Below are 22,406 nucleotides of genomic sequence, written 5' to 3'. Positions count from 1 at the left end.
TCAACCTCCCATTTCTAGTGCATTATCTAATAGTTCAGTACCTAAAGCATATAAAATCATCTGTCTACTAAAATCTTCATAATGAAGGGGTAACATCGATAAATATAATAAAGCTTCTATTAATTTTACTTCTGCTATTGAATTACCTGTAAAAATATCCCAATAATATTGGAGTTTTCGTTCCTCTTTTTCTTTTAATAACAAATAATTAATCTCCCCTTCTGAACATTGAATACTGAACTCATTATTTATTATTCTTTCATATCCTGACAGGCTATGTCGTATCTTGGCTAAATCATATCGGACATCTCCAAATATACCTTTTTTTCCAAAATCTCCTCTTGGGTCAACAATATATAATTGATCTGTTGCTATATCAAAAAATATATTGGAAAAGCAAAGATCCCCATGAATTAGTCGAATTTTCGCTTTATTAATAATCTTTTCAATTACTCCTTTATTTTCTTCAAATGTTACAAAGGGATTTTTTCTAACTTTACCATTTAAGGTATAAAATTTTTTACTATACATTTTTCTCGCTAAATGGTTTTGGTCTAAGAATAGTTCTACTCTAGTCTCAGTTTTTGTAATGTACATCCTCCTAATATCTTCATGACTCAAATTACCTAAAAATCTTGCAAAATCATTAAAGAGATTTTCAATTTGAGAAAAAATTCTTTCCCAAAGCAAATCATCTTCAGGTTGATTTAATAAATAGTATGAAAGCGTTGGAAACGGTAAATAAGAAGTGTTAAGATAAGGAGCTGATTTCTTAGTAGAAAAATTAAGTAATTGTGGCGTATATTTTTTTATGCTTTCAGGTATGCTCCTATACCAGTTAATTTCATCTATGAGTATATCGGGGTTACTGGAGGTTTTCGAAACGTAGCCTTTTTCATTATTAAGTGTAACGGAGTTGAATTTTCGAGAGTTTAATATAAACGAATTCAAGACTACCTACTCCTTTACCTTTGTTAATTGATTAATAAGAAATTCAGGATTCATATCCATTCCTGTACATTTTTTAACAATCGCTTTCCAAGGATATAATTTACCTAAAGAAAAAATGTTTTCTTTTAGCTTTACAATTCCTTCTTGAGAGAACCATTGATTATTATTGACCTTATTTAAGGTAAATTCGAATTGTGATGCTAGTACTTGTCCAAGAAGATAATTTTGATAATACACCGGGAGAGTCGTAAGGTGTGATTTTGTTGCCCAAACTGGAAGCCCCAATATATTCGGGTCGTCCGAAGGAGATATTTGTTGTATATCTTCTACTAATTCCCACCATAGTTTATTTAAATCTTGATCAGGATTAACATAAAGTTCTTGTTCAAATTTCACAACTGTTATAGTCCAATATAAATTCACTAAAATATTCTCAAAAAAATTTTTTTCTTGTATAGACACATCTAAGTTTATGCTATCTTGTATTGATGAATCCATTATTAAGCGTTCAAATAATAAAGCTATACCTTCACTTAAGAAGATGCTTGAAGGTTGTTTGAGAAGAAACGGAAGATCCATTCCTAAATATTCCTCATAAACAGCATGCCCCAATTCATGAAGAATTACCTTTAGACCATTAATGTCTGAATCAATATTACAAGAAATCCTTATATCTTTATTTCTATCAATATTTAGACAAAAACTTTCTGGACTCTTATTCTTATCTTCGGTAAAGTATGAGCGTGCTACAATCTCCTCTAATTGAATATCATAGGCTTTGAAAACATTTAATATTTGTTTTAAGAAGTCAGTTTGTTTAAATTTCTTCAAATCCCAATCTTCTTTTTGATATTTTTGAAAGTACGGGTCCATATAATGCCATGGTTTTAATGGAGAACCATCTTTTATCCTGAATTTATCTCTTATCCTTCTATCAATATTTTTTTTTACAACTGAGTAAATTGGATCCAATTTATTCCTTAATTCATCAATTATATCGTTTAAGCTATCAGCATTTAATTCCTGAGAGTATAGTTTTAGTTCATAAAAGTTTGTAAAACCTTTTTCTTTAGCAATTTTATTCCTTAGTTTAACTAACTCCACTAACCCAGGTGCTATTTTTTTACCTAAAGTCATATAGCTTATCCATAGCTCTTTTCTCTCAGCTGGATTATTAAGTTCTTTCAATAATTTCAAACTATCATGTTTTGTTAAATCCTTTCCCCTGAAAGATACTTTATCTGTGATTAAGTTGTAGTGAAGAGTATTCCATAAGTTTTGGCTATCTTTTTGATGTAATTCATTATCAGATATCTCTAATGTTTCTAAGTGTAAAATTTCTTTTTGTCTTTTCTCATTCTTGTTATCTTGATTAATAATTATGTTTTGATAAGATTCAAGAAATTTATTAAGCTGTTTCAAATTATTGAAATATAATTCCTCATCTTTTTCAAATTCCTCAACCCAAGAACGATTTTTATCGGTCATTATCATCCATAAAGAATGCATCATATTAGCAAAACTATCGTCCAGTTTTTGATTGATAATAGACAACCAGATATTATTATTTATCAGCTTAATCTACCTCCTTTCTTTCTATCATATATGTTTTACTTTGTAATTTACTCTGCTTATTTTGCTAATAACAATATTAAATCAATAAATAAAAACCCCCTAATTAAGGAGTTTTTTATGAAGAAATGCAAAATCTTTATATAGAATGTAAGTTATTCTCAAGTAGAAGTAACTTTTAATCATAATTTCCATAGTTATCATCTGAATCTACAATAATAATCTCAGAATACTCAAGCTCCAATGGAATTAATTCAACAGGAATCATGACCAACACCTCCCTTATTCACTTGTTCTCCTTATACTAATATTAAAGAAGGGCTAATTTTATTGATAGTATTTATTTGCTTAACTAAAAAACTAAAGCAGAATAATCTTTTCATTTTTATATGCTTTTTAACATACTAAATTTAGCGTGCAAGTCCCACAAAAAAACACTACACAATTGTGTAATGTTTTTAAAAACCTCTATAATCTCTTCTCAAATTTAGAATGCTCATCATTTATGCCTACTTTTTCAAATCCACTATTCAAATAGAAAGCATTTAACTTATTATTATTTTCCACGCAATCTAATCTTATTAGCGTTATACCTTCACTTTTAATATAATTTTGTATCCATTGCAAGATATCATTTCCTAAACTAGAACCAATCTCTGATCTAGTAATAGCTAATCTATGAAGATATACTGCATTATCACTTGAAATACCCCAAATATGCTGATCCCATTCACTTTGTGATTGATAAAGAGTAAATGTACCTACTATTTTTTCATTTTTCTTAATAACAAAAGTTTCTCCATTAGTAACAGCCTGCCTAATCTCTTGGTCTTCTCCACCTTCTGATAAGAAACTCCATTGGTCTATATTATTTTCTTTTAACCAACTCGCAACATCCTTTAATAGATAAAGTACATGATCTTCGTCCTTATTTGTGGCTACCAATACTTGATAATTATTTAATAAGATTTGGTTAGTATCGAGCATTTAAATATTCCCTCCATAAAAATTTTTTATTGACTAAGAATTCTACATATTTCCGTACCTCACCTTTAAAAAAACAAAAAGTATATTGAATGTACTTAACTTAAACTGATAATTAATAAATCGCTCAAGAAATTATAATTTTTTACTTCTTATCAATTATTACCCCTAGTTTGTTCCCAAATAAATCATAAAAATCAAATCCTATTATAGGACCATCACTTCTAATATCTGTAACGTGCACCCCTTTTTGCTGCAATCTCTTATGTGTCCCCTCTAAGTCATTGGTTGTAAAATTGTAAAATGGATTTTGGTATTTTGGATTTACTGTAAAATTCATTGATTGTTTCCCTTCGACTTTTACAAGACTTAAGTATTGTTTCTCAGAATTAAAATAAAAATCTGCACCTTCACCGTCTGGCCAAGTATCTATATAACTTAATTCTAGATGATCTTTATACCACTCTACAGATTTTTCTATATCTGTCACAGGAATAAAAACTGCTCCTATTTTTAACATTAATTTCCCTCCTAAAAAGTATTCAATATAAATAACGTGATAAGGAAGTAAATAGATACGCTAAAATAAAAATTTTTACACATTGACCACTAAAATATTTCCTTCTAAATCTGTAAATGAAAAGAATATTGTTGTTCTAAATGTGGTTTGCTCAATTTGCACTTTATTTAAGGATAATAAAATATATGCATCTCGTATTAGTAAAGGGTTATTTGTTCGAAAAGCTTGTATAAATTCCTTTATATATTGGGAATTTTGATTATTCTCTATGTTGCCTTTACTTTTGTATTTGTTTTTTAAATATTTTAATTTTCTTCTACCACGATAAAGAGCAGCCTTTATGCCTCCTTCAGTGTGCTCTAATAATAGAGCTACTTCTTTGGGTTTGAATCCAAAAACATCAATTAACAAATATACGGTTGCTTGTTGGGGAGGAAGAATACTGACAAGTATTTTCATTGCCTCCTCTAAAAGAAAAGGAGATTCATAGTCTTCATTATAATTTGAGTTTTCTGTTAACTTTATTTGATAAATGGGATTTTTCCGATAAAAATCCGCCCAAACTGTTGAAGCAATTTTAAAAAGATAAGCCTTTGGGGAGGGGTGCTGTATAATTTCTTTAAAATATCGAAAAGCTTTGAACATAGTTTCTTGCTTTAAATCTTCTGCATCCCATTTAGTACCGGCTAGGTAATAACAGTATTGAGAAAGATCTTTCTGATAAGGAATTATCCATTCTTTAAAATCCATTATTTATCATCCCCTCTATATATTCTATAATGTTTGAACTACTCACCACTTAACGTCCTTATGGACTGTTTGAAGTGGAAGATTCCTAAGTACGGAAACCTAGCGGTTTCTAATTGATTAGGCTATCCCAGTAGTTCCTACAGTTAAGAGACGAATTACCTCATTTCTATGATTATATATTTCATACTTACCCATCACTTGAAATCTTTCTGTTTCAGATTCACCAAATTTTGATACAGAATTGCACAAGATGGTTATTCCTGTTCTATCATTGTATAACAAATTAGAAATTTGTCTCTCGGTATATATTCCTCATACCGCCAATTCTCCCAACGTTTCTACATATAGCATAATCTCTTCACCTCTCCCGAATCATTTATTCTACAAAATCTTTTAATATCCCTTTATTAAAATAAAACAAAAAATCATCTTCAAAGTGACGCCTCAATAAGAGGAAGGGAGAAAATAATCAATTTAAATAGTCCCAATTAGATTTTACGTTTTTTATAAAAAAGCTTCATCCACCGCTTTTTTTACTGCTTCTCTCCTTCCTGAAACTTGCAGTTTCATATAAATAGAAGAAGCATAATTTCTTACATTTCCTTCTTATAAAAATAACTTTGCTGCAATCTCTTTATATCGAAGTTCTTCTTTAAGATACCCTAATACATCCATTTCACGACGAGTCAATTCATAAGGAAGATTTTTCGGTATTGTATGATATTCTTTAAACAAGCGAGTCGCTATATTCTGGGATAACATTGTTTACTAATCAAATAGCTGCTACGGTTCTGTTTATGCTTTTTTCAAACCTTGCAACAGAACCGTTTTTCCTTATTTAATACCTTTTTTTATTTAAAGGTTTCAATTTCATCAGCTGCCTTATTATATCTCTCAGCATTTTTTAAAGATTCTCCAATTTCATAGCTATTCTCTGTATAAAAACCATTCGATAATACATGCATTGTTGTATTACGTAATATCTCTGGAGTAAGTTTTTTACGACTTAATTGAACCCCTGCTTTTAATTCTTCTATCCTTTTAGTATTATAGGCTGTTCCCCCATAACGGGAATAACTAGCATAGGAACACAAAAATATAAACTTTCACTGGAACTATTCATTCCTCCATGCGTAATAAATAAATCAGCATGTTGCAGTATATCCAATTGAGGAACGTAATTATACATCCTAAAATTAGGAGGGATATTTTTAAATTGATTACTATCAGTACATTTTCCTACAGCTAATATGACAGTAACCGGGCTATCTCGAAATGCTTCAAAGCATGTATGATAAAAGTCTGGCTGTTGATTAAATACAGTTCCCATAGAAATAAAAATGAGTTTGTTTCCTTCTTCTCGCTCTAAGGAAACAGGCTCCACATCTTTACGTTATGTAATAAAGGGTCCAACAAATATGTAAGAATTATCAAATTCTTCTACATCTAGTTGATATACTTTGGATGTATATACAATTGTAATATCTCCAGGACATGTCATCACATTTTGTTTTTCATTAAGGGTAATGCCATAAGTATCTTCCCATTTTTTCAAAATGCACATAATTTCCTGATATAAAGGAGATTTTTCTTCCTCCTCTCCATGATTTTTCATAAGAGCGGAGGAGATTTTTTTAGTAATTGCAAATGTTGTACATGAAGAAATTTTAGGTAATTGTAGTACTTCTGCTATGATCCATCCAACAGCGAAATTATTATCATATATAACATAATCGTATCCTTCTTTGACCCCTTCTAAAATTATGCCTATAATTTTATCCATGGATTTCACTATGTGTAATAATAGTTCCATTAAAAAAACAGATATATCAACTGCTATAGACTTAGTGATAAGTTAACTGCTCTAATCCCCAAGATTTTTTCTTATTCAATTTGTTAAAGGGTTCATATAGATTTTTAAAGAAATAAGAGAATAATGGACAACTTTTTAGAAAACATTGCATATATTTACTTATATATTGGTATTTATCTTTCGTTTGAATGGACAAAGTGATTTCAAAAGAAGGGACATGAGGAACCATGATACATCGGTATGAAATTGATTTTTCAGTAGTGTATGGTGGCAAGGAAAAAGGTTTACAATCCGCAATCATTCCAGCACGTTCTTTAGAGGAGGCAAACGAAAAGTTGAAATCAGAAGTCAAGCGACGATTGGGGAAATGTCATGTAAGAATTGATACGGCCAATTTGTGTGTTTCAGAGGATAGTAGATATACAATTGTGTGACAAAGTCTTGCTTATATAGCAGGGCTTTTTCTTATGTGTGACAATCATATTTCAATGAGTATATCAAACTATTCCGCGTGGTAAAATTTACTTATAATAAATATGAAGAAATTAGACTAATAAAGGGTAAGATTTTATGAAATCAACAGGGATTACTAGAAGAATTGATGAATTAGGGCGTATTGTTATTCCCATGGAGCTTAGAAGAACATTAGGGATTGAAGAAAAAGGTCCAATGGAAATCTTTGTAGAAGATGATAAGATCATTTTACAAAAATATCAATCTCACCAGGCGTGTATGATAACAGGAGATGTTTCGGAAAGAAATTGTTCTCTAGCAGAAGGCAAGATTGTTCTTAGTCCAAAAGGCACCGAACTGTTAGTAAAAGAATTAAGCAATATCTTGTGAAATAGAAAAATATTAGTAAGAACTCTACATATTGGACTACCCCCACTTAACGACCTTGCAGTTTGTTTGAAGTGGGAAATCCCTGCGAACACCGATGGATCCACCAGTTATCTTAGCAGGCTCTGCCCGTAGTTCCTACGATGAGAACTTAAATATCTTATATGTTGACTCACCACGCTTCCTACTTTAAGCTTGATTTTCACAATTTCGGCAAGCGTGGGGCGATAGAGCGTTGAAGATTTTACGATTGCAACGATTTTTCTGCAACTAACCTCATATCTTCAGTATTCAAAGAGCAATCTGTACAAGTATATGAAAGCAAACATTTTGGCTTACGCCAATCAACATTCATCTCCCACCTATTTGCTGGTGCTATCGCACCTTCACGAAAAATTGAAGAGGGAGACTTCTGTCGGAAAATGATAAAGAAGCTACAATAGTAACAGTAGCATTTGCATGTGTAGGGAATTTTCTTATAAAATACAGTTAAGAAAAGAAAGACAGGGAGAGAAAACCCATGTCCACAAATTTAGTAAATTTACGAATTGATTTTGCTTTTAAACAGTTATTTGGAACAAAGGGGAATGAAGAAATCTTAATTGGATTTTTCTAAATGCTATCTTAGAAGAGTCTTTAGATACACCTATTTCATCACTACAATTGGAAGACCCACATCTTCATAAGTCTTATGAAGATGATAAGTTATCCATACTAGACTTATTAGCAACACTTGACAATGGAACGCAAGTGAATATTGAGATTCAACTCCGAAATACACATGATATGGTAAAACGCTCTTTGTACTATTGGAGTAAGCTCTATACATCCCAAATGCAAGAAGGGATGCCATATCGTTCGCTTCGGAAAACAATTACCATTAACTTATTAGATTTCATATTATTTTCTTATGAAGACTCATTTCACACCATCGGGCAATTATGGAATTCGAAAACACAACAGGTTTTAAGTGACGATATTGAAATCCATTTTGTAGAGATTCCAAAATTAGTGAAACAATGGCGTGAAGAAAAAGTAAATCCATGGGAAAATACATTTGTCCGTTGGATGTTATTGTTACCAGCCCATGAAGATGAACACTTAACTCAGACATTGGAGGAGATTGCGATGAATCAAGATCCAATTTTACAAAAGGCAATGAATAAATGGGAAAATATGAGCCATGATTCTTCTTTCCGAACAGCTTATGAAGCTCGTGAGAAAGTACTTCTAGATGAACAAGCTAAAATAGCTCATGCTCATGAGGAAGGTAAAGAAGAAGGTAAATTAGCTGAGCGTGCACAATTAATTCGTGGTATGCATAAAAATGGAATGCCGTTAGAAGATATTGCAAAATTTACTGGTCTAAGCACAGAAGAAATACAAAAAATACTATTATAATACGTATCATTATAAAAGCTTTGCGAAAGATCTCGCAAAGCTTTTGTTTATTGCACTCGCATTCTTGTACTCTGTATTGTCTGTCCTCTATTCTTCCATCCACTCGCTTTTCTTTAATTCAATTGCTTAGAACGGTACCCCTATATGTAAATGTATTTGCTGCTGGTGATTCACTTTTGTTAAGAAAGAATAACGTTTTTTTATTTGGGGGTAGTTTCTCGTTTTCATTTAATGTATCTATTTTAGATAATAAAATGTCTCTTATCATTTCCACTTCTAAGCTCCTTCAACAGTAATTGGGAAATAGTTCCACCTTCGTTATAGCAAGGTTCTACAAGCTTCCCTATGAATATGTTTGATTTTTAGGGAAGCTTGGCGAAGAAACTATGGAACTCGACACTGAAAAATAAGTGATGAAATTACTTTTATTATATAAAAAGTACATAACTATAAACAACGCTACTGAAGTCATGTAAGACGAAAACGAAATGGGACATGTGGCAGTAAAATTAAAATTCAGCTTCCGCAATTAAATTTCCAGCATCATTATCTTTCGTTAATCTCTGCTTCAGATAATTTTCTTTTGTCGTCCGATCATTTTTATGGCCAACTGCGGCTGCGATGACATGAGGTGGTAATCCTTTGTAATCATACAAATACTGTACATAAAAGTGTCTAAAAAAGTGGGGAGTAATTTGTGTATTCTCTGTAAAGGGTAATTTAGTATCTTTAATGATTTTAGAGATGTATTGTGACAAGTAATTCTCTCTATAAGCAGTATGGTTCTTTGTTTGAAATATAGTCCCACCATTTTTATTCCCAATGTCTATAGGTAACCTTCTCCGTATTCGAAATGCAACAATCCGATTAAAAATCTCTTTATTAATAGAAACAATTCGTTCATTATCTCCCTTTGTATCAACTGTTAAATAGTAACGTCCACGTATAGCGTCATACTCAAGATCTTCCCACATTGCATGCGCAACTTCTGCAACACGTAACCCTGTAGTAGCTAGGACCGATAATAGAGCGTAATTGATTTCATTGTCCCTATAATAATGAAGCAACTGCTTCACTTCCTCATATGATAACTCGCGTTTTGGTTTATGGCGTTTATTAATGATCGTACTTAGAATCTCCACATGAAGAGGTTCCTGGATATATTGAACTTCATATAGCCATTTCAAATAAGAACGGATGACACCAAGTTTCCTACTAATCGTAGATGCTTTGTACTTTTCTTTTGATTGATAGGAGATTGCCTCCTGGGATAACCACTTTTGATAGTTTCGGATATGCCTCTTTCTTAGGTTTCTCCAAACTTGGCCAACTTCATAATCTTTAACATCTTGCTGCAGAAATTCTGTACTTTGTTTAATAAAGAAGTAAAACTGGCTTAAATCACGTGCATATAGAGTCCTAGATGCATCCTTTATACGCTTCTCTTGGTCAAAATGGGTTTGCCGATTCAAGTAGTAGTACAATATTTCTTCATCTGAAAATCCATCATATGTATATAAATCTTCTCTTTCATTATTTTCCTTTTTAAATTCAGCTTCATTAATATAATCACGATTCCATAATGAAATTATGTTTGAGAAATTTTGCTTTTGTTTCTCTATATTTTCTAAAGAAGTTTCACTATGAATTGTATTCAATTCAAATTTCATTGTTATTCAACTCCTTATTAATTTCTTTTATATCTATTATTATAACTGATTTACATTGAAAATTATTTATATAGTAAGATTAAATTTTATAAAAATGAAAGTGTAATATGACTATAGAAAATCTCCCATTTTCTATGGTTATAATTATCTTAAATTTATAAATAACTTATGTTTATGTTTCATAAAACACAAATGATAATTTAATTAGTAAATATAAATAAACTTTATATATTTGCAAGAAAATATAAAACAATATCTATGATATAATAAATTACAGTTATATATTTCTTGAAATTAAAATCAAACTACATAAATGATTGACTCAAATATAAAACAAGTAAAAAAGGGAGAATAACATGAATGAGAATCAACAAATCATTATGAATACAACAGAAGCGAAAGAATATTTAGGTGTTAGTAATTTCGTTATAAACAATCTTATAAAGCAAGAGCAATTAGTTCCGATAAATAAAGACACATGGCGTTTAGATGGAAGTTTTCTTTTCAAAAAAGAAGATGTTGAAACTATAAAAAAGGAAAGGGAAACAGAAGGGCTTACGCTATACCAAGCTAGTAAAAAATATGATGTAAGCACCTATCAATTAGAAAAATGGTTAAAAGATGGAGAGTTAACGACCACTATACAGGAACATCGTAACCGCAAAACTAAATTCATTAAAGAAGAAGAATTACGTCAACTTGTACATCGATTTGATCAAGCAAATTCACTGTATACATACTCTCAAAAGTATAATACAGTCCTGTTCCAAAGGTACCTTCAGGGGAATACGATAGCAAGAGTCATCTCTATTCCAAAGCGTGGAGATATTATGCTGATTGATGAATTTGGAAGTGAATTTACCTTAAAGGAAGCGAAAAAATCAGGGTACGTACCGGCATATAAATTATCCGAAAAACCACGTAGCCATCATCAAAGATTTGTTAAATTTCGTATACCAAAATCTGATCAATTGCGTAGTAGTTCTTTTCAACTGGTTGATTTAATACTACAGTATGTTTCACCAAGGAATCTGAAGGTTTCTGAAGAAGAAGGTTTTTTGTATTTTGATGTGCGTCAGTCCCTCATTGAATTACCTATGGGTATGCAGATGGAATGGATTGAAACTTTAACACCATATTTAATAGAAGGAAAATTAATAAAGCGTGTGAATAATAGTGTGTATTTAGATAGCAGCAGCGTGACTAAACCCGTTACGATGTCCAGCAAAGAATATCAAGCGATTAATAAAATAGTTGAAGAAACTAACAGTACGATCGAAGAATTCATTGCAAGCGCAATCCAAGATAAAATTAATCAACATGCGCTGTATAAACATTAAGCTTCTGTTGAAAAGTTTCTTAAGAGATTTGCATATACAGAGGACTATTTTATACAATACAGTTAAGAAAAGAAAGACAGGGAGAGAAAACCCATGTCCACAAAATTAGTAAATTTACGAATCGATTTTGCTTTTAAACAATTATTCGGAACAAAGGGGAATGAAGAAATCTTAACTGGATTTCTAAACGCCATCTTAGAAGAATCTTTAGATACACCTATTACCTCTTTACAATTAGAGGATCCACATCTTCATAAATCTTATGAAGATGATAAGTTATCTATTTTAGATTTATTAGCTACACTCGATAACGGAACGCAAGTGAATATTGAAATTCAACTTCGAAATACACATGATATGGTAAAACGATCTTTATACTATTGGAGTAAGCTCTACACATCCCAAATGCAAGAGGGAATGCCATACCGTTCACTTCGTAAAACAATTACCATTAATTTATTAGATTTTATACTGTTTTCTAATGATGAATCCTTTCATACAATCGGACAGTTATGGAATACGAAAACACAACAAATCTTAAGTAATGATATGGAAATTCATTTTGTAGAGATTCCGAAACTTGTGAAACAATGGCGTGAAGAAAAAGTGAATCCATGGGAAAATACATTTGTTCGCTGGATGTTATTATTACCAGCACATGAAGACGAACATTTAACTCAAACATTGGAGGAGATTGCAATGAATCAAGATCCAATTTTACAAAAGGCTATGAATAAATGGGAAAATATGAGTCATGATTCATCTTTCCGAACAGCGTATGAAGCACGTGAGAAGGTACTTCTAGATGAACAAGCTAAAATAGCTCATGCTCGCGAAGAAGGCATAGAGGAAGGCTTAGAGAAAGGAATTCAAAAAGGACGAGAAGAAGGCATTGAACAGGGGAAAATCCAATTAATTCGTGGTATGAAAAAAAATGGTATGCCATTAGAAGACATTGCAAAATTTACTGGTCTAAGTACAGAAGAAATACGAAAGCTATTATTATAATATGTACTATAATAAAAAGCTTTGCGAAAAGATTTGCAAAGCTTTTGTTATTTCATTCTTATTCTTTTTTTCCTGGAAAGGTTGAATATACTGTGTATTTAACTTTTATACGAAAGAATTCTCCTTCCTCAAGCGTGTGCAGGGAGATAGCCCAACGGTAGGTGGGAGATGAATTTCGGTTTGGCGTTAGCCAAAAACTTTTGATAAACTAGACATATGAAGTTCTTTGATAACTTGATATATAAGGTTGCAGGAAGGAAACAGAGCGCGAAAACCAAGCCATTCGGTTCCTGCGTAAAATATCAACCGTAAAAAAGAACGTCCAAGCGTTGGACATCTAGGGGTGGAATAACCCGAAGTAACGCTCAGGGAGACAAAAGGTTGCTTTCGTCGTGGAACTGAGAAGCTCCCACTTCAAAATTCTTTAGAATTTAAGTGGCGGGTAGTTCACCAAAGGCTTATGATTCCTAATTAATTGTTGTGGTAACGCTACATCGCTATCCATAAAGCAAAAAAACATTATCCTTTCTAATCTAGCTTATTTAGAAAGGATAATGTTTTTTGTATTTAAGGGTATTATAAAATCCTTAAGGTGACCCCAAACAGGTGATCTCTACACTTGCTACGTAATACATACTAGATTTATGGAAACATTTCTCAATATTATATTATCGTTATATAAACTATAATATAAGTAATTCTTTTTTTATTTATATTTTGTTATTTCCTGTTGCAAGAATCCTTATGGTAAGGATTCTATTTTTTTGCATTAAATTTCTAGAAAGAAAAAAGATAAGACCGGAGAATGCAATCTTATCTTCAGCATAAGGAGTAAAACAAAGGGTAATAACCATCTTATTTTTATTATATTATATTTTTAAATATCAAAACCATAGATAACAGTTACATCTATATTGAGAAATTTATTACAAAATTAGTTGTAAATATTTTTAAAAATGAAAGTAAACTTTTACATATTTGTTTACTTTCACTTCAGAGCATAACACCACACATCCATCAACTTAAGAAAAATAAACACCACCTGTGAGCTGAACTCTCAAGGTCATCTCACAGGTGGTCAAGATTACTTTAAGATTAAGCTTGTTAATCGTGGCGGTGACAAAATCAATATAGATAGCGGACTATTATTCCATCAATAGTGTACATAAAAAGGCTGAATAAAAGTAAACAAACGGGTTCGGTTTTGAAGTACAAAATTAAAATAAATTAGCATACTAATTGTTGAATTATTGATAATACCAGTTTATGGTTAATTTGAACTGATGGTTTCTTGAAGTTTTTTCATTATTTCGGATAAAACTAAAATTGAATTTGTTGCTTCAAATCCTTCAATATCTAAGGAGTGGTTTGCATTTTGGACAACATCAATTTTTAAATTCGAGTTACTTAATCGGTTAATTTGAGTTGAATTGTAATGATGATCTTTATTCCCGATAACTAACAGTCCTTGATGTTGACTATTAAAAATAGAGTCAAATACTGAATCGGACCTCAACAGCGGGGTAAGTAAAATCATTTTTGACTTTAAAAATTCATCTCTCTTCATTAGCTCATTTGCAATTGGAATGGTTCCGAGTGATTTCCCTAAAAAAATTGTATTATTGTATTGACCATTTTTTAAAACTTCCACCATCACGGGATTAATATCATCCATCATTATCTTAGTTAGTTCTTCATTGGTTTTTTTCATTGTTTGCTCATCATACGAGTAATGAATATGGACAATATCGATGTTGTTTTGAAGCATTACCATCGTCGAATAATAAAACAACGGGCTATCGTACTGATATCCTGCTCCAGAAAACATAAAGCAAATGGTTTTGGAACCAACTTCTATGTGTGTGTAACTAATTGCTGTGTCGTTGATTTGTATCTTCTTTTTATGAACATTCATTGTTTTCTCCTCTATAACTTTTATGAATATTCTAACATACCTTACCGATTCTTTATGGGGTAGCACCAACAAAACGCGAATTTCGTACGCTAAGGAAATACAACATAGGGGTCACCATATAAAAAAGCCTAATTTCAAGCTACAATAACGAGAAATTAGGCTTTAATTATTTCATAAAGTATAAGTTACTTATTAAGGGTAGTACCAGCTACAAAGTATATGTTAATGACTGGTAATAATTGGACCGTGGTTCCGAGTAAAGTTCCGTTACTCACCGTTTTAGGAACTTTTCATTTTCTTACTTTACGGCCTATGTCAGCTACGCTGGTATCAGTCCTAAATAAAGAGGGAAAGACCATATGCCTTGTCGTTATGGCCTTTCTTCTTTTTTCAACTATCGATAATGAGATGTTGTGTAAACTTTATGTATACACTATACAATCTATTCAACTGTTAATAGCTGTTCAAAGAAACCGCCTATTTCTAGTTCTCGATCAATAAAATGTATCTCCAGAATCCAATCCCGCGGTTGACCGTTCTTATCAAGTTCTCTCATGGAAACATTATTATCAATATGAATATAGTTCTCAACTTCTTCTCCTTGAACTTGTTCATGTGGGAACTCACCAATGAGATGACCAGCATGTGGACCTCCATATTCCCACCCATACTTTTTGGCAAGATCACAAACAAATGAGAAAAGTTCACTACCTGTGATAGTAGGATTAGATTGAAAGAAGGCTTTTCCTTCTTCCCAGGCCTGTTCAATATCATTACGTAGTTTTAATTTGACTGGATCTTCTCCAAGGACGTATGTCCTACCAAAATCAGCTTCCCAATCTTCAAAAATAGGACCGAAGTCAAGAAAGATAATATCTCCCTCTAGCACCGTTAAATCTGGTGGATTTTCTCTATAAGGATATAATGTGTTCTTTCCAGCTCGTACAATGCGTTTATGCCAATATTTTTTGATTCCGAACATTTGAAAAGCCAATTCATAAATTTCTCGATTGATTTGTTTTTCAGTTACATCACTACGTAGTATCCCTTTTTCTTCAATCGCTCTGAAAAGATCTTCGGCCTTGCATTCAGCTTTTCGTAAAGCTAAACGTCTCTTATCTAGGGATTGTTTCAAAACTACCTCTCACCTTTCATAATAGTATTGTGAAATTAAATATACAAAAATAACACATTTATGTAATTTTAGTAAATTATAGGGTTTCAGAACTTCTATAATTTTTACTTTTCAGTCTGTGTCAGCTACGCTAGTTCTCCCCCTTATAGGCTTACCAACTTCTTAATTATATTTATATCTCCTAATTCACTAAGTCTTTGCTCTAGAATGTTTTCTATATTCTCACTTAATACTAGTTGTTCAGATGAAAACGGTGCTAATTGTAAGCTTTCACCAATCATAACAGAGTACATCGCATGTTGAAACATTGTAATATCATTCGCATCATTACCAAATGCTATATATTCTTTTTCTTCCACACCCAATTGTTGCAATCCACTCCACTTATCTATTCCGTTTGGACTTATGTCTAAGATTCCTTCGTTTCCGTGAGAGTGAACCACAACATTCATATTGCTAAGCCGTTCTTCAACTGCTTCCATATTGTCTGAAGTAAGCACTAAAATTTTTACGATTGACTGTAATTTATCCAATTTAACGTTTTTAGCACGTCCTTCTGGATCAAGATTATTCAAAATCGGATGTGTGGCTGGCCCTGTATAGGCATAATCCCAGTCACCATCTATTAAATAAGAAGCATTATAAGTTCTAAGTAATTGAACAATATTTGCAAGCGTTTCTTCATCAAAACTAATCGTTGATATGATTTTCCCTTTAATTGCAATCATTGATCCATTTCCACCAATCATTGGGTATTGATGAAAACGTTCATGTAAGATGGGAAGTAAATCACGTATTGGCCTAGCCGATGCAAAAATGACTTCGTGCCCTTGAGCTACTAGTTTTTCTAATGATACTAGTAGTCTTTCGGAAATAGGCTGACCTTTAAAGCAAATTGTCCCATCTAAATCGAATACAAATTTCATTCTATGCCACTCCTAAAATTTTTTATTGTTCTTATCATATCAGTTTATCTTATAATGAAAAGGACATATGTCCCAAAAGGAGTATTATATGGAATTTATTCATGACTTGAAGCTACTTGAAACAAAATTACGAGAATATCATATTGAAGAAATATTTGGCCGAGAAAAACAACTCCCATTTACACTGCAACAATATGAACAAGATGAAATTATTTTACTTGAGGGAATTGAACTAGAATCATTATTATTTTTGGTGGAAGGAAAAGTGAAAATAACATCAAGTGTTGAAACTGGAAAATTACTTTTACTACGATTTGTCCAACCATTTTCCATTATTGGTGATATTGAATTAATTCGAAACGTTCCCGTCCAATCACAGGTTAAAGCAGTTAATGAATGCTTATTAATTGGACTACATTTTGATTATATAAAACAGCATGAAATGAACAATCCGCAGTTTTTACATACACTTTTAGAACATGTAAGCTATAAGCTTCAAACTTGTACAACAGCTTCTCGTGTAAATTTATTAGCATCTGTGGAAAACAAGTTTGCGAGCTATCTTATGTCCACGATATCACCTGACCCCGATAACATCTTTGGAATGGAGCTAAAGACTTCCAATATAAAAGAGGTTGCAGATTTACTTGGCACGACATATCGACATCTAAATCGAGTTATTCATTCGCTATCTGAAAAGAAAATTATTGAAAGAGATAAAAACTCTATTCGTATATTGAATTGGAGCTGTTTGGAGGAAATATCTAATGGAATCCGATATAAATAAAAATGGATAACTCTGATTTCTCGGGGGTTATCCTTAAAATTCGTTAATTCTCTCTTTCTGATATGGTGACCCCTAATTGATGTGATTTTTATGAATTTATCGTACCGAAAACGACCGTTTATGGAACTTGTTTGTTTTTAAACAAAAGCGTTAAAAATCCATCCATATCAAGTACCAAAACCCATATCCAAAAACAAAGTTCCTTATTTTAATTCAACAAGGTTTTTGGTACTATTTTAATAGATATATTTAGATAGGAAGTGAAACAATTTGATTTTTGGTTATGCTCGTGTCAGCACAGAAGAACAAAATCTCGATATGCAAATAGATGCTTTGCAACAATATGGTATAGATAAGTTATATCAAGAGAAAATGACAGGAACAAAAAAAGATCGTCCTCAGCTCGAAGAGTTGCTAAAGGTATTACGTAAAGGCGATAAGATAGTCGTTTACAAACTTGATCGAATTTCTCGATCTACAAAACACCTAATTGAGTTAAGTGAAAAATTCAAAGAACTGGGTGTAGATTTTATTTCTATTCATGACAACATTGATACATCTAATGCTATGGGGAAATTCTTCTTTCGAATGATGGCAAGTATTGCAGAATTAGAAAGAGATATTATTAGCGAACGTACCAAAACAGGATTAAACGCAGCTAGAGCCCGTGGGAAAAAAGGCGGAAGACCACAAAAACATACAGATAAGGTAGAAATGGCTCTTAAAATGTATCAAAGTAAAGAATATAGCATTAAACAAATTACAGAGGCTACCGGTCTAAGTAAAACAACATTGTATCGATACATTAACAAATAACCTCATTACTTTTATAAATGGAGGAAATATTATGAGAGGAAAAGAACTTCTCACACCTGTACAAAGGGAAGAACTATTACATATTTCTGTTGAAACAGAACATGAGCTAGCACTGCATTACACATTCTCTGCAGAAGATCTTGAAATTATTAATCAACATCGTAGAGATCACAATCGCTTAGGATTTGCTGTTCAGCTTTGTGTCATAAGATATCCAGGAATTACTGTTACGAATATACCAGTAATTCCTGAAGGACTCTTAAAGTTTGTTGCTAAACAAATTGGTGTAGATCATACGGTCTATGAAGCATATGCAAAACGAGAACCTACTAGGCGGGAACATCTAGAAGAAATACGTAAAGAATATGGATATCGTAACTTTACCACTCGTGATTATCGAAGGATTTCTAAATTTCTAGAACCATATGCATTAGAAAATGGAAATACAATGTATCTGATTCAAACTGTATTACAAGAACTACGAAAAGAGAAAATTATTTTACCTGCAATACCAACAATAGAACGAGTTGTATGGGAAGTACGTAAGCGTACAGAAGAAAAAATTTTTAAAGTACTAACATCCTCTTTGACTTCTTCACAACAAGAAAAGTTAGATAGCCTACTCCATCCAATGCCTAATACTTCAAAAACTTATTTATCCTGGCTAAGAGAAATACCTGGCCAATTTTCTCCTGACGCATTTTTAAAAGTAATTGAACGCTTAGATTACATAAGAAAATTAACATTAAAGCTTGATACCAAAGGGTTACATCCAAATCGAATACGACAATTATCTCGAATAGGAGCAAGATATGAACCTTTCTCGTTCCGACGATTTCACAGCACCAAAAAATATGCAATCATAATTGCATATTTAATAGATTTAACACAGGATTTGGTTGATCAAGCATTTGAAATTCATGATAAACAGATTATGAATCTTCAACTAAAAGGAAGGAAACAGCAAGAAGAAATTCAAAAACAGAATGGAAAATCAGTTAATGAAAAAATCAATCATTACGCGAATCTAGGAACAGCTTTAATTAAAGCTAGACAAGAAAACTTAGATCCATTTTTATTATTAGAAACGGTGATGCCTTGGGATACATTTGTAGCCTCTGTAGAGGAAGCAAAAAAGTTATCTCGTCCTATGAATTATGATTATCTTGATTTATTAGAAAGTCGTTATAATTATTTACGTAAGTATACGCCAACACTACTCAGAACATTAGAATTTCGATCTACCAAGTATGCAAATCCCGTTTTATTAGCTTTAGATACTATCCACGAGTTAAATGAAGCTGGAAAACGAAAAGTTCCAGAAGGTGCCCCATTAAGCTTTGTTTCCAAGCGTTGGGAAAGATATGTATATGATGAAGACGGGAGTATTAATCGACATTTTTACGAATTGGCCGCATTTACTGAACTTCGAAATTATGTACGCTCAGGGGATATTTCTATTGTAGGTAGTAGACAACATAAAGATTTTGATGAATATCTTATTCCACAACAAGAATGGACAAAGAGTAAAAATATCGGTACCAGGTTAGCGGTTCCGATTCAAGTAGAAGAATACATAAAAGAGCGCACTGAAACCCTTTTGCATCGAATTCAATCCTTTTCTAAAAATATAAATTCTCTAGAAGGCTTAGATTTAGAAAAAGGAAGTTTGCGTATTCATCGCTTAGAACGAGATGTCCCAGAAGACGCCAAGAAACTAAGCGCTAAGCTATACAATATGTTACCACGTATAAAACTAACGGATTTATTACTAGAAGTGTCGAATTGGACAAATTTTGAACAGCAACTGATTCACGCATCAACAAATAAACCGCCTAAAGGCGATGAAATTATTATATCTCTTGCTGCAATGATGGCGATGGGAACTAATATTGGTCTAACTAAAATGGCAGATGCAACTCCAGATATCACCTATCATCAGTTAGCTCATGCTAGCCAATGGCGAATGTATGACGATGCCTTACAACGTGCTCAATCTATACTTGTAAACTTTCAGCATAAAATCCCTTTATCCTCTTATTGGGGAGATGGGACTACTTCATCATCGGATGGTATGAGAGTTCAAATTGGGGTATCTTCTCTCAGCGCTAGCTTCAATCCACACTATGGAACCGGAAAAGGAGCGACCATTTATCGATTCGTAAGTGATCAATTTTCTTCTTTTTACACCAAGGTAATTAATACAAATGCTAGAGATGCTGTACATGTTATCGATGGATTATTACATCATGAATCTGATTTGGTTATTGAAGAGCATTACACAGATACAGCGGGCTATACAGATCAAGTCTTTGGATTGGCTCATTTATTAGGTTTTCGCTTTGCGCCCCGGTTACGTGATTTAGCCACTTCTAAATTATATACGATTGGATCACCTAAAGAATTCTCAAATATAGAATCCTTAATACGGGGACAAATTAATATGAAGTTAATTTGCGATAATTATGATGATGTTTTACGGCTAGCTCATTCTATCCGAGAAGGTAAAGTATCAGGTGCATTGATTATGGGAAAATTAGGGTCTTATACCCGTCAAAATAAAGTGGCGAAGGCACTAAGAGAAATAGGAAGAATTGAGAAAACAATTTTCATCTTAGATTATCTTTCAGATAAAACAATGCGTAGACGTATTCAACGAGGATTGAATAAAGGAGAAGCTATGAATGCACTTGCTCGAGCTATTTTCTTTGGAAAACATGGTGAATTACGAGAAAGAGCGCTACAAGATCAACTTCAAAGAAGTAGTGCACTAAACCTCTTAATTAATGCAATTAGTGTGTGGAATACTGTTTATTTAAGTGAAGCAATAAGCGTTTTGAAGAAAAAAGAAAAATTGGATGAAGAACTATTAAAACACATTTCTCCATTAGGATGGGAACACATTAACTTCCTAGGAGAATACCGATTTAGTAAAAAAGAAATTGCACCATTAGACTCTCTACGACCATTACAGATAACTTAGTAGTAAGAAGCCGATTATCTCTTAGCGTACAGGAAATCGGCTTTTTCTTTATAAAATTTTGCTTAGCGTACGAAATTCGCGTTTTGTTGGTGCTACCCCTTTATAAAAAGAAATTATCCTATTGTAGGGGTAGCACGTCATGTCCATCAAGCTAAAGAATCAAAATTCCCCCATAACGAAAATTTTATTCATTATTGACTACTGATAATGAGACGTTATGTTAACCTTACATGTATACCATATACATCCGAAAATCTGAACAAATCGGCTCTCTTAAATGGTACAATAAGGAAAATGATTAGATATGAAGGAGAAACTATATGAAAGAAAAGATTTGTAATCAATGCGGAATACCATTGACAAAATCCCTTCTGAAAGCTGTGGGAGGCAGTGTTGGTATTTTAAATAAACCATCCCAACATGCTGTTGTAAGTGCAACGTATAGTGAAGTAATTCCATATGTTTGTTCCACATGTGGAGAAGTTCGTTTCTTTGTTAATGATCCAGGAAAATATAAAGAACAGTAAACCTTTTCTTAAACAATATTTAACTTCCAATAACGATAATTATGTAAATATGAAACCCCTTCAGCAAGTAAATTGAAGGGGTTTTTTCTAGATACAGTGACTACTGATAAGTGGGGTGGTTCTGGTGCGAAAACTTCAAGATAATTGCAAGTAATCTCTAAATCTTGGACATACTGATACTATTACTCTAAAAAGGTGCGTGATCAGTATGAAAAAGCGAAATTTATTCAAGTGGAAGCATTATCATCATGATATTATTTTGCAAACCGTAAGATGGTACCTACGGTACAACTTGAGCTTTCGTGATTTGGTGGAAATGATGGCGGAACGTGGCATAATCGTTGCTCATACAACGATTATGCGTTGGGTTCATCAGTATGGTCCTGAATTAGACAAAAGAATCCGTCGTCATCTCAAGCAAACCAATGACTCTTGGAGAGTCGATGAAACATATATCAAAGTAAAAAG

At 32.4% G+C, this 22,406-nt stretch carries 21 protein-coding genes and 2 pseudogenes; 10 read left to right on the top strand and 13 right to left on the bottom strand.

Annotation, left to right across the window (positions count from 1 at the left end):
• The 9 genes from BLV40_RS24555 to BLV40_RS29845 form a co-directional block, all read right to left on the bottom strand.
• Positions 1–951 (bottom strand): hypothetical protein, encoded by a 951-nt coding sequence (locus BLV40_RS24555; RefSeq protein WP_090694727.1) that lies wholly within the window; start codon positions 949–951, stop codon positions 1–3.
• Positions 952–957: 6 nt separating this feature from the next.
• Positions 958–2,505 (bottom strand): M2 family metallopeptidase, encoded by a 1,548-nt coding sequence (locus tag BLV40_RS24550; RefSeq protein ID WP_170833700.1) that lies wholly within the window; start codon positions 2,503–2,505, stop codon positions 958–960.
• A gap of 486 nt (positions 2,506–2,991) precedes the next feature.
• Positions 2,992–3,510 (bottom strand): GNAT family N-acetyltransferase, encoded by a 519-nt coding sequence (locus BLV40_RS24545; RefSeq protein WP_090694720.1) that lies wholly within the window; start codon positions 3,508–3,510, stop codon positions 2,992–2,994.
• A gap of 142 nt (positions 3,511–3,652) precedes the next feature.
• Positions 3,653–4,027 carry a VOC family protein gene (locus tag BLV40_RS24540; RefSeq protein WP_090694715.1) on the bottom strand — a complete coding sequence of 125 codons (375 nt, stop codon included), beginning with the start codon at positions 4,025–4,027 and terminating at the stop codon, positions 3,653–3,655.
• Positions 4,028–4,102: 75 nt separating this feature from the next.
• Positions 4,103–4,777: an RNA polymerase sigma factor gene (locus BLV40_RS24535; protein WP_090694712.1), complete on the bottom strand. Its 675-nt coding sequence runs from the start codon at positions 4,775–4,777 to the stop codon at positions 4,103–4,105.
• Positions 4,778–4,894: 117 nt separating this feature from the next.
• Entirely contained in the window at positions 4,895–5,086 is a 192-nt protein-coding gene (locus BLV40_RS29855; protein ID WP_348519736.1) for a hypothetical protein, read from the bottom strand.
• Between the two features lie 297 nt (positions 5,087–5,383).
• Positions 5,384–5,539, bottom strand: a complete 156-nt coding sequence (locus BLV40_RS29485; RefSeq protein WP_244525451.1) for a helix-turn-helix domain-containing protein — start codon at positions 5,537–5,539, stop codon at positions 5,384–5,386.
• A gap of 271 nt (positions 5,540–5,810) precedes the next feature.
• Positions 5,811–6,107: a nucleotide disphospho-sugar-binding domain-containing protein gene (locus BLV40_RS29850; RefSeq protein ID WP_348519735.1), complete on the bottom strand. Its 297-nt coding sequence runs from the start codon at positions 6,105–6,107 to the stop codon at positions 5,811–5,813.
• Positions 6,108–6,170: 63 nt separating this feature from the next.
• Entirely contained in the window at positions 6,171–6,590 is a 420-nt protein-coding gene (locus BLV40_RS29845) for a glycosyltransferase (RefSeq protein ID WP_348519734.1), read from the bottom strand.
• Positions 6,591–6,817: 227 nt separating this feature from the next.
• Here BLV40_RS29845 and BLV40_RS24515 point away from each other — a divergent pair, with 227 nt between their 5' ends.
• From BLV40_RS24515 to BLV40_RS24500, 3 genes and pseudogenes are all read left to right on the top strand, one after another.
• Entirely contained in the window at positions 6,818–7,024 is a 207-nt protein-coding gene (locus BLV40_RS24515; RefSeq protein ID WP_090694708.1) for a hypothetical protein, read from the top strand.
• 136 nt (positions 7,025–7,160) lie between these two features.
• Positions 7,161–7,433, top strand: coding sequence for an AbrB/MazE/SpoVT family DNA-binding domain-containing protein (locus tag BLV40_RS24510; RefSeq protein ID WP_090694705.1), 273 nt, complete (start codon positions 7,161–7,163; stop codon positions 7,431–7,433).
• A 517-nt stretch (positions 7,434–7,950) separates the two neighbouring features.
• Positions 7,951–8,831 (top strand): annotated as a pseudogene (locus BLV40_RS24500) (Rpn family recombination-promoting nuclease/putative transposase).
• A 509-nt stretch (positions 8,832–9,340) separates the two neighbouring features.
• Here the strand turns inward: BLV40_RS24500 and BLV40_RS24495 are convergent.
• On the bottom strand, positions 9,341–10,501 hold the full coding sequence (locus BLV40_RS24495) for a tyrosine-type recombinase/integrase (RefSeq protein ID WP_090694703.1): 1,161 nt from the start codon (positions 10,499–10,501) through the stop codon (positions 9,341–9,343).
• Between the two features lie 356 nt (positions 10,502–10,857).
• On the opposite strand from BLV40_RS24495, the gene BLV40_RS24490 reads away from it, so the two are divergent.
• Positions 10,858–11,841 (top strand): DNA-binding protein, encoded by a 984-nt coding sequence (locus tag BLV40_RS24490; protein WP_090694699.1) that lies wholly within the window; start codon positions 10,858–10,860, stop codon positions 11,839–11,841.
• A gap of 93 nt (positions 11,842–11,934) precedes the next feature.
• Entirely contained in the window at positions 11,935–12,849 is a 915-nt protein-coding gene (locus BLV40_RS24485; protein WP_090694696.1) for an Rpn family recombination-promoting nuclease/putative transposase, read from the top strand.
• A 1,270-nt stretch (positions 12,850–14,119) separates the two neighbouring features.
• Here the strand turns inward: BLV40_RS24485 and BLV40_RS24470 are convergent.
• The 3 genes from BLV40_RS24470 to BLV40_RS24460 form a co-directional block, all read right to left on the bottom strand.
• The gene (locus BLV40_RS24470; RefSeq protein ID WP_090694692.1) at positions 14,120–14,764 is read right to left on the bottom strand and encodes an alpha/beta family hydrolase; all 645 of its coding nucleotides are present in this window, start codon (positions 14,762–14,764) and stop codon (positions 14,120–14,122) included.
• 442 nt (positions 14,765–15,206) lie between these two features.
• Positions 15,207–15,899: a M24 family metallopeptidase gene (locus tag BLV40_RS24465; RefSeq protein ID WP_090694689.1), complete on the bottom strand. Its 693-nt coding sequence runs from the start codon at positions 15,897–15,899 to the stop codon at positions 15,207–15,209.
• Between the two features lie 143 nt (positions 15,900–16,042).
• Positions 16,043–16,825 carry an HAD-IIB family hydrolase gene (locus BLV40_RS24460; protein WP_090694686.1) on the bottom strand — a complete coding sequence of 261 codons (783 nt, stop codon included), beginning with the start codon at positions 16,823–16,825 and terminating at the stop codon, positions 16,043–16,045.
• Positions 16,826–16,913: 88 nt separating this feature from the next.
• Here BLV40_RS24460 and BLV40_RS24455 point away from each other — a divergent pair, with 88 nt between their 5' ends.
• The 5 genes and pseudogenes from BLV40_RS24455 to BLV40_RS24435 form a co-directional block, all read left to right on the top strand.
• On the top strand, positions 16,914–17,612 hold the full coding sequence (locus BLV40_RS24455) for a Crp/Fnr family transcriptional regulator (RefSeq protein ID WP_090694682.1): 699 nt from the start codon (positions 16,914–16,916) through the stop codon (positions 17,610–17,612).
• A 270-nt stretch (positions 17,613–17,882) separates the two neighbouring features.
• On the top strand, positions 17,883–18,428 hold the full coding sequence (locus tag BLV40_RS24450) for a recombinase family protein (protein ID WP_090694678.1): 546 nt from the start codon (positions 17,883–17,885) through the stop codon (positions 18,426–18,428).
• A gap of 31 nt (positions 18,429–18,459) precedes the next feature.
• Positions 18,460–21,411: a Tn3 family transposase gene (locus BLV40_RS24445; RefSeq protein ID WP_090694675.1), complete on the top strand. Its 2,952-nt coding sequence runs from the start codon at positions 18,460–18,462 to the stop codon at positions 21,409–21,411.
• 320 nt (positions 21,412–21,731) lie between these two features.
• A complete protein-coding gene (locus BLV40_RS24440; protein ID WP_090694673.1) occupies positions 21,732–21,938 on the top strand; it encodes a hypothetical protein in 207 nt (68 codons plus the stop codon).
• A gap of 208 nt (positions 21,939–22,146) precedes the next feature.
• Positions 22,147–22,406: pseudogene (locus BLV40_RS24435) on the top strand (IS6 family transposase); the annotation flags it as partial.

The organism is Bacillus sp. 166amftsu (genome assembly GCF_900107445.1).
Classification (GTDB): Bacteria; Bacillota; Bacilli; order Bacillales; family Bacillaceae_G; genus Bacillus_A; species Bacillus_A arachidis.
Note: the sequence above shows the minus strand (reverse complement) of the source record. Positions and strands in the feature narration are given on the sequence as shown.